The 21,587-nt window shown below is 60.9% G+C and carries 16 protein-coding genes, 2 tRNA genes and 1 pseudogene; 10 read left to right on the top strand and 9 right to left on the bottom strand.

The genetic code is table 11. From position 1 onward, the window contains the following. Nucleotides 1-138 precede the first annotated feature (138 nt). The 3 genes from ACR9ZN_RS09065 to ACR9ZN_RS09055 form a co-directional block, all read right to left on the bottom strand. Nucleotides 139-771: an ATP-dependent Clp protease proteolytic subunit gene (locus ACR9ZN_RS09065; RefSeq protein ID WP_434956130.1), complete on the bottom strand. Its 633-nt coding sequence runs from the start codon at nt 769-771 to the stop codon at nt 139-141. 299 nt (nt 772-1,070) lie between these two features. Beyond that, nucleotides 1,071-2,489, bottom strand: coding sequence for a trigger factor (gene tig, locus ACR9ZN_RS09060; RefSeq protein WP_454813716.1), 1,419 nt, complete (start codon nt 2,487-2,489; stop codon nt 1,071-1,073). 61 nt (nt 2,490-2,550) lie between these two features. Continuing rightward, a tRNA-Leu gene (locus ACR9ZN_RS09055) sits at nt 2,551-2,635 on the bottom strand. A 222-nt stretch (nt 2,636-2,857) separates the two neighbouring features. On the opposite strand from ACR9ZN_RS09055, the gene ACR9ZN_RS09050 reads away from it, so the two are divergent. Beyond that, the gene (locus ACR9ZN_RS09050) at nt 2,858-4,156 is read left to right on the top strand and encodes a multicopper oxidase family protein (protein ID WP_481272004.1); all 1,299 of its coding nucleotides are present in this window, start codon (nt 2,858-2,860) and stop codon (nt 4,154-4,156) included. A 20-nt stretch (nt 4,157-4,176) separates the two neighbouring features. Here ACR9ZN_RS09050 and ACR9ZN_RS09045 read toward each other — a convergent pair whose 3' ends face one another. Continuing rightward, on the bottom strand, nt 4,177-5,010 hold the full coding sequence (locus ACR9ZN_RS09045) for a bestrophin-like domain (RefSeq protein ID WP_441772448.1): 834 nt from the start codon (nt 5,008-5,010) through the stop codon (nt 4,177-4,179). Nucleotides 5,011-5,181: 171 nt separating this feature from the next. Further along, entirely contained in the window at nt 5,182-6,651 is a 1,470-nt protein-coding gene (locus tag ACR9ZN_RS09040; protein ID WP_481274337.1) for an NAD(P)H-hydrate dehydratase, read from the bottom strand. A 286-nt stretch (nt 6,652-6,937) separates the two neighbouring features. Between ACR9ZN_RS09040 and ACR9ZN_RS09035 the strand changes: the two genes are divergently transcribed. The 5 genes and pseudogenes from ACR9ZN_RS09035 to ACR9ZN_RS09015 all read left to right on the top strand — a co-directional run bounded on the left by ACR9ZN_RS09035 (nt 6,938) and on the right by ACR9ZN_RS09015 (nt 12,898). Continuing rightward, nucleotides 6,938-7,276, top strand: coding sequence for a P-II family nitrogen regulator (locus ACR9ZN_RS09035; RefSeq protein ID WP_068296275.1), 339 nt, complete (start codon nt 6,938-6,940; stop codon nt 7,274-7,276). A gap of 166 nt (nt 7,277-7,442) precedes the next feature. Next, nucleotides 7,443-8,853 (top strand): annotated as a pseudogene (gene glnA / locus ACR9ZN_RS09030) (type I glutamate--ammonia ligase). 215 nt (nt 8,854-9,068) lie between these two features. Next, complete coding sequence (locus tag ACR9ZN_RS09025; RefSeq protein WP_481272003.1) at nt 9,069-10,220, top strand: carboxylate-amine ligase; 1,152 nt, start codon at nt 9,069-9,071, stop codon at nt 10,218-10,220. 134 nt (nt 10,221-10,354) lie between these two features. Beyond that, nucleotides 10,355-11,959, top strand: coding sequence for an HAL/PAL/TAL family ammonia-lyase (locus ACR9ZN_RS09020; RefSeq protein ID WP_481272002.1), 1,605 nt, complete (start codon nt 10,355-10,357; stop codon nt 11,957-11,959). Nucleotides 11,960-11,968: 9 nt separating this feature from the next. Beyond that, nucleotides 11,969-12,898 carry a carbohydrate kinase family protein gene (locus ACR9ZN_RS09015; protein WP_481272001.1) on the top strand — a complete coding sequence of 310 codons (930 nt, stop codon included), beginning with the start codon at nt 11,969-11,971 and terminating at the stop codon, nt 12,896-12,898. A gap of 38 nt (nt 12,899-12,936) precedes the next feature. Here ACR9ZN_RS09015 and ACR9ZN_RS09010 read toward each other — a convergent pair whose 3' ends face one another. Next, on the bottom strand, nt 12,937-13,332 hold the full coding sequence (locus ACR9ZN_RS09010; protein WP_434956122.1) for a hypothetical protein: 396 nt from the start codon (nt 13,330-13,332) through the stop codon (nt 12,937-12,939). Between the two features lie 521 nt (nt 13,333-13,853). On the opposite strand from ACR9ZN_RS09010, the gene ACR9ZN_RS09005 reads away from it, so the two are divergent. After that, nucleotides 13,854-14,648, top strand: coding sequence for a helix-turn-helix transcriptional regulator (locus tag ACR9ZN_RS09005; RefSeq protein WP_481272000.1), 795 nt, complete (start codon nt 13,854-13,856; stop codon nt 14,646-14,648). A gap of 389 nt (nt 14,649-15,037) precedes the next feature. Here ACR9ZN_RS09005 and ACR9ZN_RS09000 read toward each other — a convergent pair. Further along, nucleotides 15,038-15,111: transfer RNA gene (locus tag ACR9ZN_RS09000), tRNA-Gln, on the bottom strand. Between the two features lie 1,118 nt (nt 15,112-16,229). Between ACR9ZN_RS09000 and ACR9ZN_RS08995 the strand changes: the two genes are divergently transcribed. Then, nucleotides 16,230-16,967, top strand: coding sequence for a hypothetical protein (locus ACR9ZN_RS08995; protein WP_481271999.1), 738 nt, complete (start codon nt 16,230-16,232; stop codon nt 16,965-16,967). A 21-nt stretch (nt 16,968-16,988) separates the two neighbouring features. Here the strand turns inward: ACR9ZN_RS08995 and ACR9ZN_RS08990 are convergent, their stop codons facing one another. After that, nucleotides 16,989-17,852 carry a hypothetical protein gene (locus ACR9ZN_RS08990; RefSeq protein WP_454813708.1) on the bottom strand — a complete coding sequence of 288 codons (864 nt, stop codon included), beginning with the start codon at nt 17,850-17,852 and terminating at the stop codon, nt 16,989-16,991. Nucleotides 17,853-18,255: 403 nt separating this feature from the next. Here ACR9ZN_RS08990 and ACR9ZN_RS08985 point away from each other — a divergent pair, with 403 nt between their 5' ends. Together ACR9ZN_RS08985 and ACR9ZN_RS08980 are read left to right on the top strand one after the other, a co-directional pair. Continuing rightward, complete coding sequence (locus ACR9ZN_RS08985; protein ID WP_434956117.1) at nt 18,256-19,365, top strand: hypothetical protein; 1,110 nt, start codon at nt 18,256-18,258, stop codon at nt 19,363-19,365. A gap of 520 nt (nt 19,366-19,885) precedes the next feature. After that, a complete protein-coding gene (locus tag ACR9ZN_RS08980; RefSeq protein ID WP_434956116.1) occupies nt 19,886-20,632 on the top strand; it encodes a DUF7847 domain-containing protein in 747 nt (248 codons plus the stop codon). 28 nt (nt 20,633-20,660) lie between these two features. Here ACR9ZN_RS08980 and ACR9ZN_RS08975 read toward each other — a convergent pair whose 3' ends face one another. Then, the gene (locus ACR9ZN_RS08975; protein WP_454813706.1) at nt 20,661-21,587 is read right to left on the bottom strand and encodes an RDD family protein; all 927 of its coding nucleotides are present in this window, start codon (nt 21,585-21,587) and stop codon (nt 20,661-20,663) included.

Below are 21,587 nucleotides of genomic sequence, written 5' to 3'. Positions count from 1 at the left end.
CCCTGCAATCTTTGATGACACTGCATCCAGCAGGTTCAATGCTGGAATCTAGCGCCCTTCACGTCAACAGATCATTACCGATATCCATCGCAATGAACTGTGGCGAAACTCGTGCAGGTCGCCTCCTGCAACGTCATATCAGGCCTTGGCAGCGCCCTCATCGGGGCGCTTCTCGCTGACATGGTCGACGATACCGAAAGCTTTCGCCTGCTCGGCTTCCATGAAATTGTCACGCTCGAGAGCGTCCTGGATCGTCTTGATGTCCTGGCCGGTGTGCTTGACGTAGATCTCATTCAGGCGCTGCTTCACCCGGCGAGTCTCCTCAGCATGGATGAGGATGTCGGTCGCCTGACCCTGATAGCCGCCCGAAGGCTGATGCACCATGATCCGGGCGTTGGGCAAGGCGAAGCGCAGATCCTTCTCGCCGGCGGCAAGCAGGAGCGATCCCATCGATGCGGCCTGGCCGACGCAAAGCGTGGAAACCGGCGAGCGAATGAACTGCATGGTGTCGTAGATCGACAGACCTGCCGTCACCACCCCGCCCGGCGAGTTGATGTACATTGCGATTTCCTTCTTGGGATTCTCTCCCTCGAGGAACAGCAACTGGGCCACCACGATGGAGGCCATGTAGTCCTCCACCGGGCCGGTCAGGAAGATGATGCGCTCGCGCATCAGGCGCGAATAGATGTCCCAGGCACGCTCGCCGCGATTGGTGCTCTCGACCACGGTCGGTATGAGGTTGTTGGTATAGAAGTCGATCGGATCTCGCATCAAATCTCTCCAGCAAGCGAATCTCGGCAGTCCATGTTCCCGTCAGGGCAGGGATCGCGAGCCTGTTTGTCAAGTGAACCTTCCCGCCCCCCGCTGGGACATGAAGGCGCGACGGGTGTCGAGGGTGGCTTGCCTGAGCAGAAACGGGCCCTCCCGTCGCAAATGTGTCGTCAAGTCTCGTCCTGCAAGTCCCCTCTCCGCCTTTTGCGAAAACCGAGGGCATTCGAGAACGACAATGGCCGGGGCAGGCCCGGCCATTGCATATCCGTTTCGACGAACCACGACGGCTCGGCGCAGCCTCACTCGGCAGACTTGGCAGCCTTGGCCTTCTTGGCCTTGGCCGGCTTGTCCTCTGCCGCGGCGGGAGCAGCCTGCTCGTCGTCTTCCTTGAACAATTCCTCCTTGGAGACCTTGTCCTCGGTGACGTCGGCGAGCGAGAGGATATGGTCGACGACCTTGTCCTCGAAGATCGGGGCACGCAGCTCGGCAATCGCCTGCGGGTTCTTGGTATAGAACTCCCAGATCTGGCGCTCCTGGCCCGGGAACTGGCGGGCCCGCTCGATCACGGCGCGAGTCGCCTCTTCCTCGGTCACCTGGATCTTGTTGCTCTCGCCGATCTCGGCCAGAACGAGGCCAAGGCGCACGCGGCGGGCCGCGATCTTGCGATAATCTTCCTTGGCAGCCTCTTCGGTGGTGTTCTCCTGCTCGAAGGTGCGGCCGGTCTGCTGCATCTCGCGCTCGACCTGCAGCCAGACATTGTCGAACTCCTGCTGGAACAGGGTCGGCGGCAGATCGAAGGAATATTTCGCATCCAGCGCATCGAGGAGCTGGCGCTTCACCTTGCTGCGCGAGACGTTGTTGTATTCGCCCTCGATCGAGCTCTTGATCACTTCCTTGAGCTTGTCGAGCGATTCAAGGCCGACGGACTTGGCAAGTTCGTCGTCGACGACCAAGTCGCCCGCAGCCTGCACCGCCTTGACCTTGACGTCGAAGGTGGCGTCCTTGCCGGCCAGCGTGTCGGAGGCATAGTTGGTGGGGAACTTGACCTCGATGGTCTTTTCCTGGCCGGCGGTGACGCCGATCAGCTGATCCTCGAAGCCGGGAATGAAGGTGTTGGAGCCGAGGTCGACGGAAATGTCCTCGCCCTTGCCGCCCTCGAACTCGACGCCGTCGATCTTGCCGACGAAATCGACGATCACGCGGTCGTGGGTCTCGGCCTTCGACTTGGCCTTCTTATCGGCATAGGTCACGTTGCGGCGCGCCAGATCCTCGAGGCGCGACTGCACCTCCTCGTCGGCGACTTCGGCCACCGGCTTGACGATCTTGATGCCGGAGATGTCGCCGACCTCGAAGGTCGGCAGCACTTCCACGGCGACGGTCCAGGCGAGATCGGCCTTGCCGTCCAGCACCTGCGTCACGCCTTCATCGTCGGCACCGAAATCGAGCTTGGGCTCCATGGCCAGCTTGATCTGGTTCTCATCCACGATCTTGCGATTGGCTTCGCCAACAAAATTGTTGACGACATCGGCAGTCACCGAGCGGCCGTAGAGACGACGCAGATGCGCCACCGGCACCTTGCCCGGACGAAAGCCGTTGACGCGGACCTTGCCCTTCATGTCTTCCAACTGGGCGTCGGTGCGCGTGGCGATATCAGCCGCCGGCACCACCACTTTGAATTCCCGTTTCAGGCCATCGGCCAGGGTTTGGGTCACCTGCATATTCTTGTCCCGAATCCGTGAGTTCGTAGCCGCCCTGTTTCAAGGCCATCAAGGCCGGTCGTGGTGCGGGCGGAGGGGCTCGAACCCCCACGACTTTCATCACTGGAACCTAAATCCAGCGCGTCTACCAGTTCCGCCACGCCCGCAAATAGGGCTCCCTATCGCGGAACTTGCATTCCGCGAAACGAGTGGCGCCATATAGCATGTCATGAAATTGATGCAGCAAAAAAATGCCGTCCCCTGCATGATATTTGGAGTCCGGGATTCGCAGGCGGCGGCAATGCCCAGCCGTAAGGCCATTGCCGGAGCCCGAACGACCGCCCCGGCAGGCGGGAATCCACCCTTATCCAGCCCAGAAGGACCCACCGATGACCGGCAGCCTCAATCGGCGCCAGCTCCTTGCCGGGCTCGGTGTCAGCCTGACCAGTCTTGCTCTCGCCCGCCCCACGGCGGCGGCCTCGGGATTGACCTTGACGGCGACCGCCGGCGAACTCGCCTTGCCGGGCGGCGCGAGACCGACCCGGACGCAATGTTTCGATGCCTCGACCCCGGGGCCCCTTCTGCGCGTGAAACGCAACCAGGCCGTGACCGTGCGCTTCGCCAACCGTCTCGAAGCCCCTTCGACAATCCACTGGCATGGCATACGCCTCGCCAACGCCATGGACGGCGTCCCTGCGCTGACGCAACAGGCGGTGAAGCCGGCTGACGGTTTCGATTATGCGTTCACGCCGCCGGATGCCGGTACCTTCTGGTACCATCCGCCCGCTTTCGGGCCGTCCCTGTCCCAATGCGAGGCCGGGCTCTATGGCGTTCTCGTCGTCGATGAAGACGAACCTCCCAAGGTCGACCGTGATCTGATTCTCGTCATCGACGACTGGCATATCGGCCCCGACGGGCAGATCCTGCCGGCAGCGCACATCGCCGGTGGCAAGTCCATCATCACGGTGAATTCGAAAGCGGCCGAAACGATCAGCCTTGCTCCCAATGAGAGGCTGCGCCTGCGCATCGTCAACGTCGCCATGACGCGCATCGCCAAACTGGCTCTGGCCGGCTTTGGGGCCAGTATCATCGCCATCGACGGCCACCCCGTCGACACGCCCTTTGCTCCCAATCACGGCCGGATCGACCTGCCGCCCGGTGGTCGTGTCGATATTGCGGTCGACGGCACGCTCGCAGCGGGGAGCGAGGCCGGCATCGCGCTCGACCATGATGGTGAAGTCGTCGTTCTCGCCCACCTCGCAGCGAGCGGCGCGGCGCCGCTTCGTCCGGCTCCCTTGCCCCCCTTGACGCTCCCACGTCCCGATCTGCCCGCTGCCTTGGCCCTGCAGAAGGCCAAGCGCGTTGCCGTGCCCCTGCCCGGCCGTGCCGGCGGCCAGATTCTGCCAGACAGGCCTTTGTTCTCGGTCAAGCGCGGCAGCCTCGTCGATCTGGCACTCTCGAACAAGACGCGCGTCGACCACGTCGTGCATGTGCACGGCCACGCCATGCGCATCCTGCATCCCTTTGACGATGAGTGGCAGCCCTATTGGGTCGACACGGTCGCGATCGGCCCGGGAGAGACCGTCCATACGGTGTTCCTGGCGGACAATTCCGGCAAATGGCTTCTGCATGGCCGCCCCTGCGGCCCTGCCCAAGAGGATCTCGTGACCTGGTTCGAAGTGATCTGAACTCCGGCACCCGCGTCTGGTCATGGTGCAGGGGGCTCCTGACGTCCCCTCCCGACGCTTTCGTCGCGGTTCATGTCGGCCAGCGCATCGCGCATCGATGCACTGGAGATGCCGAAGAATCCGCCATAGGGAATCTTCAGGTCGACGATGACGAACATGACGCTCGATACACAAACGACGCCAATGGCGAGCACGACCTTGCTCAACAGCCGGTGCGCGATCTGCAGGCCGAAGCTGAGAAAGACGAGCGCCAGCCAGAAGGCGATGATCAGAGTGAAGAATACGCCGGACGGGGCGTGCGTATCCTCGATGACAGCCCAGCGTCCCGTCAGCGCTGCGCGGTAGTCGAGTTGGCATCGCGCGGCGATGTTCTTGCTGACGCTATCCGTGGGTTCGAAGGAATCGATCGCCAGACCGATCTGGTTCATCACGCCGGCAAGAACCTTATCCTCCCCTCTGAGCGGCATGTCCTTGGTATCGAGCATGGTCTTGACCTGCGGCGCCGGCTCATCGGGCCAGGTGCTGGCGATCACCGCGGCAGTGTAGCGATGCAGCAGTTGCCGCGCCGGTTCCATCCGCGGAGAGAGGTCGCGCAGGCATTGATCGAGACTCGCCAAATGCGCCGCATAGGTCGAGCGGTCCTTGCTGGCCGCATCGAAATTGGCTCGGGAGGTGGAGAGTTGCAAACTCAGGATCAGGGCAGCGAAGGACACCAGCAGGCCCGTCACCAGCCGCACCGTCTCCATATTCTCCTTAGAGAGATGCTCCTCATGCAGACGCTTCCGCAGGATCACCCCGCCGATGGCGCTCAAGCTGAAAAGCACCAGGAAACTCAGTCCGTAGATTTCTTCCATGCCCGGGAACCGCCATGTTTTTCTTGTCTCGGCAGTATCGCTCAGCGTGCGTGACCTGGGTGTCACACCGAAATCGGAACCTGCGATCTCCTGCTGCAGGTCGCTTTACCGGAACACGCGCCTCACCAAGCAAAGAACCAGTCGCTCCGATACAATCAGACCCGGACCCCTTCACGACAGGGCGGCGAGTGCCTTGGGCAGCATCGCCGGCAGATCGTCGGCGGTGAGGCCCGGCCCGAACAGATTGGCCGCTTCCCCATGCAGCCAGACCCCGGCGCTGGCGGCTTCGAAGGCTGGCATCGATTGGGCGAGCAGCCCGCCGATCAGGCCCGAGAGCACGTCGCCGGAGCCCGCCGTCGCCAGGGTCGGCGGCGCATTGGCGTTGATGGCGGCCCGTCCGTCGGGCGCCGCAATCACGGTGTCGGCCCCCTTCAGCACGATCACCGCGCCGGTTGCCTCGGCGGCCGCGCGGGCCCGGTCGAGCTTGGCCGCATGTTTTCCGGCGATGTCGTCGAAGACGCGCGCGAACTCGCCCTCATGCGGCGTGAGAACGACCGGCCCGAGCGCGGCCCGCAGCGTGGCGATGAAGTGAATGCGCTCGGCGGCAAAGGCGGAGAGTGCCCCGGCATCGATCAGCACGGCACACGAGGAGGTAAGCACCATGTCGACCTTGGCGCGGGTCTCCTCGTCCGGCGGCAGCGCCGGTCCCACGACGAAAGCATTGCGCCTGATATCCTCCAGCATGATGGCGAGGCCTTCCGGGCCATCGCAGCGCCGCACCATGATGGCATCGAGCGAGGCGGCATGGATGCCGAGGGCCTCGGAAGGGCTGGCGACCGTGACGAGCCCCGCGCCGGCGCGCAATCCAGCCTTGGCCGCCAGGCGTGCCGCCCCCGTCCCTTCGATGCCGGCGGACAGGACGACGAGGTGCCCCCGTGCATATTTATGCCCCGCCGGTTCGAAACGCGGGAAACAGGGCTGCCACAAAGCGGGCTTGTTGACGAACGTCCGGGGCCGGATGGTTGCCAACACGTCGTCCGCAATGCCGATATCCGCAACCCGAATGGCGCCGCAATGCAGTTTGCCCGGCAGGAGCAGGTGCCCAGGCTTGCGCCGGAAGAAGGTCACGGTCTCGCGCGCCTTGACGGCCACGCCGCGGATCTGGCCGGTTGCGCCATCGATGCCGGACGGCAGGTCCACTGCAATGACCTGCAGGCCAGAGGCATTGATACGCTCGACCAGCGTAGCGAGCGGGCCGCCTATGTCGCGAGAGAGCCCGGCCCCGAGCAACGCGTCGATGATGATTCCTTCCCTGGGAAGCGACAATGTCAGGGCATCTTCGACGGGCTGTCCCCATTTCTCCGCGGCATAGGCGACTTCTCCCCCCAGCATCGACACAGGTCCCAGCAGGCCGAGTCGGACCCGATAGCCTCTTTCGCGCAGGATGCGGGCGGCAACGAAACCATCGCCTCCATTCAGGCCCGTGCCGCACAAAACCAGGATCGGTGTGTTGAAAGGATGCCTTGCCGCAGCGTCGGCCACCGCTCGCCCGGCCCGTTCCAGCAACTGGTCGGCGGTCATGGCCTCGGCAATGGCGAGGCGATCAGCATCGGCCATTTCGGACGGGGTCAGCAACTCGATCAAGACATCCTCCAAACCTTCACCGACATGCGCTACCTCGTCGCATTCGGTGGAAAAAATGCGATCCCCGCCGTCGTGTGCCGAAAATTACCCTCTTAGGCCGCATATTTTATTGGCAGGCCGCCGAAAAATTGTGCAGTCTTTCGGTACCGCTTGCCCATTTTTCAGCACCTAACGCCTCAACACCTTGAAGATAAAAGAAAATTTTCCTGTTGGCGGTTTGGCATGCGACCTGCTACCAGCAAGAAGGTTTCTGCGCACTATGTGCTGAAATCGAGGAGACCCCATGAAGAAAATTGAAGCCATCATCAAGCCCTTCAAGTTGGACGAGGTGAAGGAAGCGCTGCAGGAGGTCGGCCTGCAGGGCATTACGGTGACGGAAGCAAAGGGATTCGGGCGGCAGAAAGGCCACACCGAACTCTATCGCGGCGCCGAATATGTCGTCGATTTTCTTCCGAAGGTGAAGATCGAGGTTGTGGTGCCGGACGAGCGTGTCGAGCGCGCCATCGACGCCATCCGCAAGGCCGCCCAGACGGGTCGGATCGGCGATGGCAAGATCTTCGTCCTCAACATCGAAGAAGCCATCCGCATCCGTACCGGCGAGAGCGGCCTCGACGCCATCTAGAGCAAAGCGCGTTCGTGACTGAACGCTTGTTTGCTCTAACTCTTTGTTTCGACGCGTCTTTGCAATTTCAGGTGATTCCGTCCAATCGCAAAACGCTCTGGCAATCAGCGAGCCCAGCTCGCGCCTCAAAAAGATTGTGCCCAAACGAACGAAAGGTTTGCACACGATGAAGACCGCCAAGGATGTCCTGAAGGCGATCAAGGACAACGACGTCAAATATGTCGACTTCCGCTTCACCGACCCGCGTGGCAAGTGGCAGCACGTGACCTTCGACGTATCCCTGGTGGATGAGGAGATCTTCACGGAAGGCACGATGTTCGACGGTTCCTCGATTGCCGGCTGGAAAGCGATCAATGAATCCGACATGTGCCTGATGCCGGACCCCACCACCGCCACCATGGATCCCTTTTTCTCCGCAGCGACGATGTCGATCACCTGCGACGTGGTCGAGCCGTCCACGGGCGAAGGCTACAGCCGCGATCCGCGCGGCATCGCCAAGCGCGCCGAAGCCTATCTGAAGTCGACTGGCATCGGCGACGTCGCCTATTTCGGCCCGGAAGCCGAATTCTTCGTGTTCGACGACGTCCGCTTCAAGGCCGATCCCTACAACACCGGCTTCAAGCTCGAACTCGACCGAACTGCCGACGAATTTCGACACCGAATATGAGGGCGGCAATCTCGGCCACCGCATCAACACCAAGGGCGGCTACTTCCCGGTTCCCCCGCTCGATTCGGCGCAGGACATGCGCTCGGAAATGCTGGCTGCCATGCAGCAGATGGGCGTCGTGGTCGAGAAGCATCACCACGAGGTCGCGTCCGCCCAGCATGAGCTCGGCATGAAGTTCGGCACGCTGGTGACGATGGCCGACCACCTGCAGATCTACAAATACGCCATCCACAACGTCGCCCACACCTATGGCAAGACGGCAACCTTCATGCCCAAGCCCGTCTTCGGCGACAATGGCTCGGGCATGCATGTGCACCAGTCGATCTGGAAGGACGGCAAGCCGGTGTTCGCCGGCAACAAATATGCCGACCTCTCCGAGACCTGCCTCCATTACATCGGCGGCATCATCAAGCACGCCAAGTCGCTGAACGCCTTCACCAACCCGGCGACCAATTCCTACAAGCGCCTGGTCCCCGGCTATGAGGCGCCGGTGCTGCTGGCCTATTCGGCCCGCAACCGCTCGGCCTCCTGCCGCATTCCATACACCACCAACCCGAAGGCCAAGCGCGTCGAGGTTCGCTTCCCCGATCCGGCCGCGAACCCCTATCTCGCCTTCGCCGCCCTGTTCATGGCCGGCATGGACGGCATTCTCAACAAGATCGATCCGGGCCCGGCGATGGACAAGGACCTCTATGATCTGCCGCCCAAGGAGCTCAAGAAGATCCCGACCGTCTGCGGCTCGCTGCGCGAAGCCCTTTCCGCCCTCGACAAGGACCGCGAATACCTCAAGAAGGGCGGCGTGTTCACCGACGACTTCATCAACAGCTTCATCGAGCTTAAGATGCAGGAAGTGATGCGCTTCGAGATGACGCCGCATCCGGTCGAATTCGAGATGTACTACTCGGTCTAAGAACTCAAAAACCATCCAGAGAGAGCCGAGCGAGGGCCGGTGCAGCAATGCACCGGCCTTTCTTTCGGCCTTGATGGCGGACATGAGCGGATGCCGCTCCGCCGTTGCCGGCAGCGAGAGGAATTGGACCTGCCAGGGGGACCTTCTGCAGGCGACCTGCGTTAGAGGGTTGGATCGAGGAACCGATCACTGCCCAACACCTATCGGAGGACAGCATGGAGCATCCCTACACCTTCGGTATCGAGGAGGAGTATTTCGTGTTCCAGCGCCAGACAGGCGCCGTCCAGGAAACCATGTCGCCCCAGTTCTTCGACGAGGCCCGGCAAGCACTGGGCAAGCACGTCACGCGCGAATTGCTGCAATCGCAGATCGAGATCGCCACGACGCCCTGCCGCAACATGCATGATGCCAGGCTGCAATTGGTGGGGTGCCGCCAGGCTTTGCAGGATCTCGCCTTCAAGCACGATCTCGGCATCCTGGCGGCGGGCACCCACCCTTCCGCCGAATGGTCCGAGCAGCACCCCACCCAGGCCTCGCGCTATGGCAAGGTGGCGCGTGACCTGCAGATGCTCGCGCGCCGCAAGATGATCTGCGGGATGCATGTGCATGTGGAGGTTCCCCAGGACCTGTCTCGGGTGGACCTCATGGGTCGCGCGCTACCCTACCTGCCGCTGCTGCTGGCGCTTTCCACCTCCTCGCCCTTTTGGCAGTCGCGCCGGACCGGCCTGATGGGCTACCGTCAGAACATCTATGCCGAGTTGCCCCGCTCGGGCCTGCCCGACCTCTTCCAGAGCGAAGAAGACTATCAGACCTATGTCGACACACTGATCAGCAATCGCATCATCGACGACGCCAGTTTCCTGTGGTGGGCAATAAGGCCCTCCGGCCATCTGCCCACACTGGAACTGCGGATCACGGATGTCTGCACCAATGTGGAAGACGCTCTCGCCATCACCGCGCTCTATCGCAGCCTGGTGCGGCATCTCGCCCGCAAGCCGGACCTCAATCGCGGCCTGACGTCACCTGGGCGAGCCATCGTCGAAGAAAACAAATGGCGGGCGCAACGCTATGGCATTCACGGCTCGCTCATTGATCTCAATAGCGGACAGGCGAGAAGCGCCGCCAATATGCTGACGGAACTGCTTGATCTCGTCTGGGAAGATGCCGAACTGCTCGGTTGCAGTGAAGAGCTGGCAACAGCACAGATGATTCTGCGCAACGGCACCAGCGCCGATGGACAATTGGCCGTCTATGAAGAGCGCATCGCTGCCGGCGCGACGGCTGACGAAGCCATCCACGCCGTGGTCGATTGGCTCGCCAACAAGACTGCAGCGCCGCTCGCCGCGGGCCTCGCAGCCGGCGGCTGACTGGCCGGTTGCGTTTCGATCCGCTTCTGCTAGGTCAAGAAGATGAGCGGTCTCCGGGCTTTGCGGCCCGGCTGACCGCCGCGTTCGAGCGTGATGCGGGGGAGGCCATGACTGTCACCATAGACGGACGACGTATGACGGGTACTAAGGTCGTCCGTGTCGCGCGCTCCCAGAAGGCAGGCCGGTTCGAGAAGGCCGGCATCGAGGCCAAGGCCCGCGCCGCGGTGGGTACTGCACGCGACTATATCGACGCCAACTGGCTGAACGACCAGGCCCCGCTGATGTACGCCTTCAACACCGGCGTCGGCCTGTTCAAGGAAGTGCGCATCCCCATCGCCAACATGGCGCATTACCAGGACCAGACCATTCGCGCCCATGCCACCGGCATCGGAGAGCCCTTCGCGCGCGAGATCGTGCGGGCCACCATGCTGCTGCGCGCCAATGCCTTTGCCTCCGCCTATTCGGGTGCGACACTGCCGCTGATGGATCGTCTGGTCGGCTTCCTCAATGCCGGCCTGCATCCGGTGATCCCTTCCAAGGGTTCGGTTGGCGCCTCTGGCGACCTCGCCCCCCTCGCCTATCTCGCTGGCGCCATTCGCGGCTTCGAGGACGTCCAGGTCGAATATAAGGGCAAGATCTATCCAGCGCCGGAAGCCGCGCGCCGGGCCGGCTTCGAGCCCGAATACAAGATGGGGGCCAAGGAAGCCTCGGCCATCATCAATGGCTCCACCGTGTCGCTGGCCATCGCGGCCCTCGCCCAGGAGGATGCCAAGCGTATCCTCAAACATGCCGACATCGCGCTTGCCTTGACGCTGGAGGCCCTACGCGGCGAGTTGGTGGCCTTCGATCCGCGCGTACACGCAGCACGCCCGCATCGCGGCCAGGCACGCACCGCCCGCAACCTCCTGCGCATTGCCGGCGATTCCAAGCGTTGTTCGGAAGGCGCCCGCGCCATCCTGTACCCCGACGAGACACGCGATCCAGCCAAGCCCGTGCCGCCGCGCGTGCAGGATGTCTATTCGCTGCGCTGTGCCCCGCAGGTCCATGGCCCGGTCTTCGAGGCTCTTGCCTATGCTGACGGCATACTCGGGGTGGAAATGAATTCCGCCACCGACAATCCGCTGATGTTCGCCAACGACGACGGCAGCTACGTCTCGATCTCGGGCGGCCATTTCCACGGGGCCTATGTCGCCCAGGCCATGGATCTCCTCGCCATCGCGATGACTGATCTCGGCGCCATTTCCGAGCGTCGCCTCGCCCGTCTGATCGATCCGGTGATGAGCTATGGCCTGCCGCGCAACCTCCTCGCCGGCGAGCGCGGCCTCAACACCGGCTTTGCCACGGTACAATGCTCGATGTCCGCTTTGGTGATGGAAAATCGCAGCCTCGCCACGCCCGGCTCGGTCGACTCGATTCCTGGCAAGAGCAATGCGGAGGATCACGTCTCCAACTCAACCTGGTGCGCCCGCAAGGCCCGTACCATTGTCGAGAACGTCGAACAGATCGTCGCCGTCGAAATGCTGATGGCCGCCCAGGCGCTTTCGCTGGTTGCCGATCGCAGCAAGGGCTATCCGATCGGCAAGGGCTCGCAGGCGGCGCTCGAAGCGATCCGTGCAGAAATCACACCGGCCCTTGACGGCGACCGCTGGTACCACCACGAAATGCAATCCATACTCGATCTTGCCCGCAGCGGTCGCATCCTGGCCGCCGTTAAATCGGCAGTCGGTGTTCTGGAGTGAGGAGACCCCATGATTCTTGTCTGCGGCGAAGCCCTGATCGACTTCCTGCCTGTCAAAAGCGCTGATGGCCGGAACGCCTATCGGCCGGCTGTCGGCGGCAGCCCGTTCAATACGGCCATCGGCATCGGTCGGCTCGAGGGCGATGTCGGGTTCTGCGCCGCACTGTCCACCGATTTCTTCGGCGAGGATCTCGCCGCTGCCCTGACCAAGTCGAAGGTCAAACAGCGCTATGTCGCCCGCTCGAAGCACTCGTCAATGCTTGCCTTCGTCTCCGTCGGCGAAGGCGAACCCGAATATGCCTTCATCGACGAAGCCTCGTCCAACCGTCTATTCTCCCCAGAGCGCGATGCTCCGTCGATCGGGCCGGAAGTCTCGATGATCTGGACGGGTTCGGTCGCCCTCATCAACGATCCCATCGCCTCGGCCTATGAAACGCTCTATTTCGCCAGCAAGGGCCAGCGCGTGCTCGGCATGGATCCGAACGTCCGGCCGACCGTGGTTGATGATGCCGTCGAATATCGCGCCCGCATGAAGCGCATGACGGAAGCCGCCGAGATCATCAAGATCTCCAAAGCCGATCTCAACTGGCTCTACCCCGGCATCGATCCCGCCGCCTGGGCGCGGGACCTGGTGGCCAAGAGCGCTCATTTCGTCGTGCTGACGGATGGTGGCAATGGCGCTGAAGGCTATGGCAGGGGTTTTGCCGTCAAGAGCCCCGTGGTCAGGGTCGAGAAGGTCGCCGATACGGTCGGCGCCGGCGACAGCTATTCCTCGGGCCTGCTGACCATCCTGCAGCGCCGCAACGTGGTTTCCATCGACACCGTGAAGAATCTCGACGAGGCCATTGCCCAGGAAGCCATGGACTATGCCGCAAGGACGGCGGCAATCACGGTTTCGCGCGAGGGCGCGGATCCGCCCTGGAACCACGAGATGGCCTGATCACAAAACGCCTAATGGCGGCATCAGCATTGATGCCGCTACTTCTCCAGTTCGGCTAATTTTCTGTCGAAACGCCCGCTCTGCAGGCTGATCAGCGCGAGCAGTGGCAAAGCAAACAGCGCCAGATGCACATAGCCGCCGCGGATCAGCAGGAACTGGGCGATCAGCGTGCCTGCGTCGATCAAGAGCAGAAGCACGGCCGCCGCCAGGCTGGCCACGGGCACGAGCACCAGCAATGCGGCAAGAGCCTGCGTCGACGACAAGGTGACGCGCATCCAGGGTGCAAAGCCAAGCGCATCGAACTGACGGACCATGATCCGATGCCCCCACAGGGTGAGCAGTGCGGGCGTGAGGAAGATCAGCGCCACCAAGATACGCAACCCCCAGGTAACCAGGCCCTTGGTGCGGGATTCGGGAGAAGTCTCGGACGCCATTCGTGTACTCGCCAACAACGCCTTTGGCGCGGCTCAAGCACAATGACAGCGCTTGCAGACGTCCACGAGGCCCGGACTGAATAATCCCCCTGCTTCACCGTACTGGCAACCGTTAAAATTGCGCGGGGGCGTGTTCTGTACCCCTCGAAACGCCTCGGCCCGACCGTAGGCTGTGCCGGATCTCTACTCGCCGCCGCGGCTGGGGAACAGCTACCGGCGGCTCCACACGCAGGTTTCATGACGCGGGTTGCATGCGTCTGCGCCAATCATGCGCTGCCGAGGGGTCAAGGGAAAATCAATTAACTGCGTAGCGAGAACAGCGCGTTTCACCCTGCCCACCGTCATAATTCCGCAAGGATAGCTGCATGTTTTTAAAATAATCCACCACGGCATTCCGTAGCGTGGAAAAATAGTATCGCGATAAAAACATACCCATCACATACAACTTTTGACCGTCTGGTAATTTGTTTCGAGATATCGAATGGTTCTCATGTTAAAAATTTCTGGTAGGAGTGCCGGTGATGCAGATCCGGGACGAGCATAACCCGCGATGTCACCATAAACAGCGGATACTCAGCTGCGGCACAGGGGAAGATGTCGCCATCAGACATGCAGCATCCCCGGAGTATCCTTCTGGTTCGAGCCAACCAGGTTCATCTAGAGGGCAAGACTTCAGCCCAGGTCCTCTCATCACACGGGCGATCGTGATCTGTGAGATCAAGCTGGTTCGAGATGCCATGGTAAGGAATATTATCAATTCGAAATTATCTGTTTTGACAGAAGGCTATCAGGCCGCTGAAGACTGGAGACCAGATAATTCGGACGATTCTCCTATCGTTATAATATACTGGAAGAAAGATACCTCATTCTATCGCAATTTGTGGTATGCAATTGCCTCAATCGTTTCCAAATCTACACGATCCCGCATAATTGTTGTTTCTGAAATTCCTGATGTCGATGTCATGAAGCAGGCCTACATTGCTGGGGCCAAGGCTTTCATTGGAGTGCAAGCCAGCTTCGATATGCTGCGATCGATCATTCAGCTGGTCATCATCGGGCAGTTGTACTTCCCATTTGAGCTATTGTCCGAAGGCAGGAACATAGTGAGAAATTCGTCGATCGAGGCTGACGGTTCGGTTCTAACTGCCCGTCAAATCAAGATCGTCGAATACGTCACCAAAGGGATGTCCAACAAAGAGATTGCCGCTGAGCTCGGCCTGAAAGAACGCACGGTCAAGGCAAGCCTCCTACGCATCATGCGCAAGATCGGAGCGCGCAATCGCTCAGAGATTGCCTATAAATTGAGGAAACCATAGGTGTGGCAGGGTTTGGGGCACGCTGATCAAACAGTCGTTCTACTATACACTGCGCAGCGGCGGCTGAGAGCGCCACGGCGCTTGCATTTCAAAGATCACATGTCGGAGGCTCGGCTGTGGCCGCACTGGCAATCCCGGATGCACCATCCCGAAGATCGCGACACTGACCGGCACTTCGTGGCGGACGTTCGGACGACCCTAGACCGGCCCCTTCCCTTTTCAGGGATGAAAATTGGCAATGAACCAATCAAGAAGCTCGAAGCCCCTGTCGAAAACGAGGCCGAGAACGACATGGAGGCCGAGAACGTACTTTAAATTCAGTGCCGTGAAAAATCACAGGATCAAACGACATCCGATGATTTCAAAGCAGGAATGCGAGTAAAATCAGGTGGCTCGGGGACCTGGATTCGAACCAAGATTAACGGAGTCAGAGTCCGCTGTTCTACCGTTGAACTATCCCCGAACAATAGGCCTTTTAGGTCAATCACCTGGTTGGAATGTTGTCCAATTCCAACGAGTGCTTTCCAGTGGGTGGCCCCGTTCCGTTCGGGCTTCATATTGAAGTCGCTCCCGCATTGCAAGAGGTCTCGTCGATTTTCTGTGGCCACGGGATCGCTTTGCGCCGCCTATTCACCACCTCGATGAAAACGCCGCGGCTGGCGGCCGCTTTCCAGTCTTCCAAGCGTCGCCCGGATCCGAATCAAAGCGCGATCTCGCGGCCCCGTGTCGAAGATCTCACCTCCTGTTGAGAGCCAGGATGCCGGATACAGAAGACGAATCGTACACAGTCGGCAGTACCCTGAAAGGCGCTCTCGGCCCATCGCCGATCGACGGCGAGGCGCAGCAGCACCGAAGAGGCCACGTCAGGTCCGAAAGAAAACAGACGCCGCAACGGCGCCCCTGCCGATTGAAAATGGTTCAATAGCCATCACCGTAATAGCGACGGTGGTGGTAGCCGCGATAGCCAAAGCCAAACCCGAACCGGGGTCGTCGATCGTCGTAATAGTAGTTGTTCGGATTCTGGCCGGGATGGCGACGCAGATAATGGCTAAGTTTGCAGCCTCCATGGCTGGTCATCTTATACCCGGGCGGACATCCACCATGATACCGACCCCGGGTGACGCCGAAACCATCTTTGACCGGAGGCAGCACGGGGCGCACAGCAAACATCATCGACGAACCAGAAACTCCCATTGAAACTGCAAGATCTATCGATATCTAGCGTATCATCGAGCTCTCCTTTTTGAATTTATCTCGAATATACTCAATGATTAGAACCTCTCTTTAACAAAAAAAATTCATTTTTCTGGATTTTGACAAAGTGAGATTCCCAGGAAATACCAAAAAGCCGGCGTGAACCATGCTCGACGCGGTCTTTGCTCGACGAATTGGCGCCCGCCTGAACGGCAGCGCGCATTTCCGTGAACCGGCATCGCCGCGCATGTCCCATAATACAGGCCTAGCCATCGGGGACCAAAGCGCGTTCCGGGCGTTATGATACCACCACGCAGGCTCTTCCTCTTGGCGCCCACACAGGTCATAACTGATTGATTGGTGTGGCCAGTCTCGATCGAGTTGCCCATGAGCAGACATACCTCTCAACGACCGCCTCTGCGCTTGTCCCTTCTTCTTGCGAATGCGGTGAAGAGCTTGTGGCGTGGCCTCTTTCCAATCGCCTTCCTCAACAGTCTGCCGAGCCTGCCGACCCTCCTCGCCTTGGCGGTGAACGGCGAAGTCTCGCAGACGCCGACGCTTGCCGATCTGGTGACCCTGCCCGTCGCCGTGATCCTGCTGGTTTTTGCCCAGGGCGCCACCATCGCCGGCACGTACCGGTTGCTGCAGGGCGAGGATTTCGACCTGCTTCTTTCAGCGCGGCAAACCTGGCAGAGGCTTCCGACCCTACTCGGCACCGCCTTTCTCAGCGGCATTCTCGTCCTGCTCGGCCTTGCTGCACTGGTGGTACCCGGCCTGATGGCAATTGCTCTGCTCTATCTCGCACTGCCGGCCTGCATGATCGAGCGCACCGACATGGTGGAGAGCCTGGAGCGCAGCGGGCAACTCACCCAGGGCTATCGCTGGTCCTTCCTCGGTCTCTTCATCCTGACGCTGCTGCCGACGATCGGGCTCGGTGCTGTCACCGGCGATCTCGCCTATGCACCCACGAGCCTGATGCAGATGCTGGGTCAGGAGGCCGGCATGATTCTTTTTGGCATTCTCTCGGCGGTGACGGCGACGGCGGCCTTCGAGCGATTGCGCGAGATCCGCAGCATGCCGGAGGCAGCTCGGACCTTGCCGGAATGGGCCAGCGGCAAGACCTGAAAGGCGGCCCACTGCCACCTGCTAGGGCGGCTCATCCCAGAGGAAGGGGTGATCAGGCGGCAGCTTGGCATTGCTGATTCTATCCCACCAGTTCGAGGGCTTGCGGCCATTGCACCAGTAGGAATCGTAGATGGTGTCCACCTGCCAGCCCCACAGATGGGTCAGTCCCTTGAAATCCAGGGAATACATGATGTTCTTGGCCGTCGCCGAACCGGCGCTGTCTTGCTGGTGGCTGAGGCGGCAGGCGTGTCCCATTTCATGAAGCAGCAACGTCTTGGGATTGTCCTGGATCGGCTGCGGATCGACGATGACCCAGGGCAGCCACTCCTGGCGCAGGACTGTGTAACCGTTCGGCCCGCCATCGATATGGGCGAACACCACGACCAACCGCGTTTCATCCGGAATCGTGCCGAGGCTCTTCCTGAGAGCCGTGAGGCCATCAATAGGAGCCTCGCCCTGCATGGGCACATAGACCGAGCCGCTGAAATCCAAGAGGCCACGTGCCACCCGGCCTTGCTCTTCGATTGCCTTGGCGGCAGCCTCGGTCTGCTTCTTGGCGACCTCGCCCTTCGCCTTCTTTTGCCTCGCAACCTGTTTGCCCACGGACTTGTCGAATTCGCGGGTGGCCTTGTCCTTCGTTGGCGCCAGTGCTGCCGGTTCGGTTTGCAGCGGCAGCATGTCGAGCGCCAGCGTATATTTGCGGAGGATTTCGTCGGCGCCCTTGAGCAGCACCCAGCTGTTGTTCCAAAGCGATACGTCGCGCCAGACATCGGCAGCCCAATAGACCTGTACGCGCACGCCCTTTCCGCCAAAGTTATGATATTGCTGGGGTTTGTTATCGATGTCGTTGGCAGGATCTTTGTTGAAGTCGAGAAAACTCGTCATTTGAGGGACTCTCGCGCCATCGTCACCACGGGCTGAGGAGGGCGTTGTTGACAGGATGGCACGGTATCGAAACGAGCGCCGCAACAGCGTTTGCGATGGGGCGAAATCGCCCAGAATCGCAAAGATGCTCTAGCCAATCCCCGTTGGACTGACTTGGAAACAAAGAGTTAGAGCAAACAAACGTTCACATTTGAACGCGTGCTGCTCCAAGGGAAATGGACCCGCAACAGGCTTGATTGGAGCACAAAAAGGGCGGCGCCGCCTCCTCTGAACTCGGGATGACGACCACGCTCCATCTGCCCATACTGTCTCGTCAGGCAGGCATCGCGGCCTTGCTGCGAGCCGCGCACAACGAACCGCGATCGCTCCGCCACGGAGGCATGCCGCCTTCACGGAGAAGATCATGGCTACACCGCTTGAAACCAAGCCTGCCAAGCTGGCTCCCATTCCGCGCGGCCGTCCCTATCGTGTGAAGGATGGCGACGATTGGCTTTCCGTTGCCAGGGCGCATGGCATCAATGTGCAATATCTGATCAGCTACAATTTCGACACGCTCAACACACGCGAGGTGAACTGGTATCTGCGCCACCGCGTTGGCTGCGTCGTGCCGAGCTCGAAGGGCTGGAACTGGCGATTCAGCAGCGGCGCCAATCCGGGAATCATCATGATTCCCCCAGATGACGGCCAACTCGTCCTCAAGATAAACAGCTTCACCTATTCGATTGCCACCATGAGCTGGATCGACCCGCGCTCCGGCCTGCCGGAGCACGATGCCGGCAGCCCGGGTGAACTGGTCGATCGCAAGCTCATCCTCGGCAGCAGCGGCTATCGCTTCGCCAATTTTCTCGAAGCCACCATCGAGAGCACCGACACCTCCTCCAAGGCGATTAGGCTGCTCCATCGCGTCGCCTACGAGAAGGATACAGGCCTCTACCGCTCGCCATCCTTTCTCGGCTTTCCCTCCTATCCCTATCCGATCAAGCTGGAGGAGCCGCAATATATCGATGAGGGCGTGGTGTTCCGCCAGACCGTCGGCGCCCGCACCCAGAGCGCCGAACTCGCTGCGGGCGTGGCACCTGCGCCCATCGGCTTCGTCGCCGGCAAGATCCTGCAGAAAGTCATGAATTTCCCGCCGATCTGGACGGAACTGAAGCTGACAATTCGCTATGACGGGACCTATGAAGGCGAACTGGTCGCCCACAGCCTCTACCCGAGCTGTTCCTATTACGAGCGCTCGCCCCTCATGTGCCTCAATCTCGGCCCCAAGCCCGAAGCCTGCGAGGCCTATGAGCGCAAATATGAATATGACGGCCTGCCGAATTTCGCCCGCTGGTTCGAACAGGACAAAGGCTGGGGTGCCAAGAGCGGCTACATGCCCGCCGACGGCAACCCGTGGGGTGTCACGGCGCCCGATCCGGACGTGCTCTTCGGCGAGCAGCCCCCGGACCCGAACGAGGAAGTACGGCGCCCGCACCAATATCCGCCCGAGACCTGGCGCCCTCCCAGCCGCTGAAACGACATTCTCCAGAGCAAAGCGCGTTTAGACGGAAACGTTGTTCTGCTCTAGCTCCTTGATTCGACGCGTCTTTGCGATGCTTGGTGATTCCACCAAATCGCAAAACGCTCTCGGCGGGGACCGCGACGGCGACTTTCGAGCGATTGCACGAGATCAGCGGCCCGCCGGAGGATACTCGGCCCTTGCCGGAATGAGCCAGCGGCAAGACCTCAGAGGTCACCTACAAGCGCGCTCCCCCGTATCGCGGTCTTGAAATCCTTGGCAGGACGCGGAGCTTCTGTTCGTCAGGAAACAGATGAATACCCCTTCGCCGGGGTATACTTTGCGAGGCAGATGTGAACAGCTTCGTTTCCGCTTCCGACAATCTGCCCCTTCACTTGCCCGATCGAAACAACTCAGCACTTGTATTGAAGCGCAGATACTTGCTTTTCAAATGCAAGTCATCGGCATGACATATCGTCGATATGGGCCGGCACAGTACTCAGGCTCCGAACGCCATCAAACAGGATGCGCTCTCATGACCAACTACAGTCAAGGCACCGGCTCCGGTGATTTCAACATCGGCGCCTTGATCAGCGAAAGCTTTGCCGTTCTCCACCGCGCCTTGCCGCGATTTCTGGCGCTGGGCCTGATTCCCATCATTCCCCTGATCATCTCGACCCTGGTCATCGGCGTGCCGACACCAGACAATCCGCTTCCGAATGTCAGTGCCTTCGTCGTGCTGCTGCTGATCTACATCGCCCTGCTCTTCGTCATTCAGGGCGGCATGATCTACGGCGCGTTCAACGAATTGCGCGGGCAGACCTTTTCGGTCGGAGAGGCCCTCTCCAAAGGGATGGCGCGCTTCCTGCCGCTGCTGGGCCTCTCGATCCTGGTCGGCCTTGCGGTCACGATCGGATTGGTACTGCTTGTCGTACCGGGCCTATGGCTGATCTGCATGCTTTATGCCGCCGTCGCGGTCTGTGTCGTTGAACAGCGCGGCGTGACGGATAGCATGTCCCGCAGCAGCGAACTCACCTCGGGCTTTCGCTGGCAGATCCTCGGCCTCGTATTGATTGTCGGCATCGCTGGCTGGATCGTCTCCATGATCATCGAGTATGTCGGTGGCAGCCTCGGTGGCCCGGTGTTCGGTGCCTTGCTGGGCAATCTCATCCAGATCTATCTGATCGCTCTTGGCAGCGTGCTTAGCGCCCTGGTCTATTACCGCCTGCGCTCGATCAAGGAAGGCGTCGACATCGACAGGCTCGCCACCGTCTTCGATTGAGACCTTTGTTCTGGAAAGGAGCCGGCCCTCACTTGGCCGGCTCACCCACCTTGCGGGTACCCGAGTTCTTGTCGTCGCGATAGCGGCCGAAAAGCTGACCGCGCTCGAGTTCCGCCCGTTCGGCCGCATAGAAGGCCTGCAGGAAATCCGTGGCCGCATTGGGCTCGAAGGTGCCCTGCCAGCCGATACGCCGGATGATCTTCTCGGCGATCTCGCGATGAATGCGCCAGGTTTCGGTACCGCCGGGCCGGCGCAGAATCTCCTCCAGCACCTGCAATTCATAGGCGCCATAGGCCTGCAGCTGCGCCGAGGTGAAACTGTAGCGGGCCGCCACCTTGGCCGCTCCCTGCGTGAGGTCGAGGGCAAGTGCCCGCTTCGGCAAGGCGATCACCAAGGTGCCGCCGATCAGGTCGCCCGCCCGCAGGTGATCCCGGTTGAAGAAGGGCAACGCGGCGAGCAGCACCACCCAGCCCAGCATCGAAAGCGCCTGCCAGGATTCGCCGCTGTTGGAGGCGCCGATCCACATGAAGAAGAGCTGCAGCGGTAGGAAGAATTCGACCTCGCGGGTGAGGTTGCGGGCAACGACGGCGGTTGGGGTCAAAGCGCCGCCCTTGCGATCGATCACCTTCAGTCCGGTGGCGCGCTTGCCGGGCGTCGAGCCCTGCCAGGCCAGCTCGAAATGGATGAAATAGAGGTTGCGTAGCGTGAAGGAGAGGAAGGAGATCACCGTCACCGTCACATCGCTGCCGCCGCGCAGGAAGGTGGTCGCCAGGGCGATCCAGATCAGGATGGTGGCACCGAACCAGATCACCAGGTCGATCAGGAAGGCCCCCAGCCTTTCGCCGCGATCGGCGATCTCCACATGGATGGCGACCCCTTCCGGCGTGACGATCTCGCGGGTGCGGCGCTGCCGGCCCTCCAGCAGTTGGGAAACGCGGTCACGCGGAGAGGCCAT

This window comes from Labrys sp. HAY1-8F, assembly GCF_056754975.1.
This window is presented reverse-complemented; position numbering and strand designations above follow the sequence as displayed.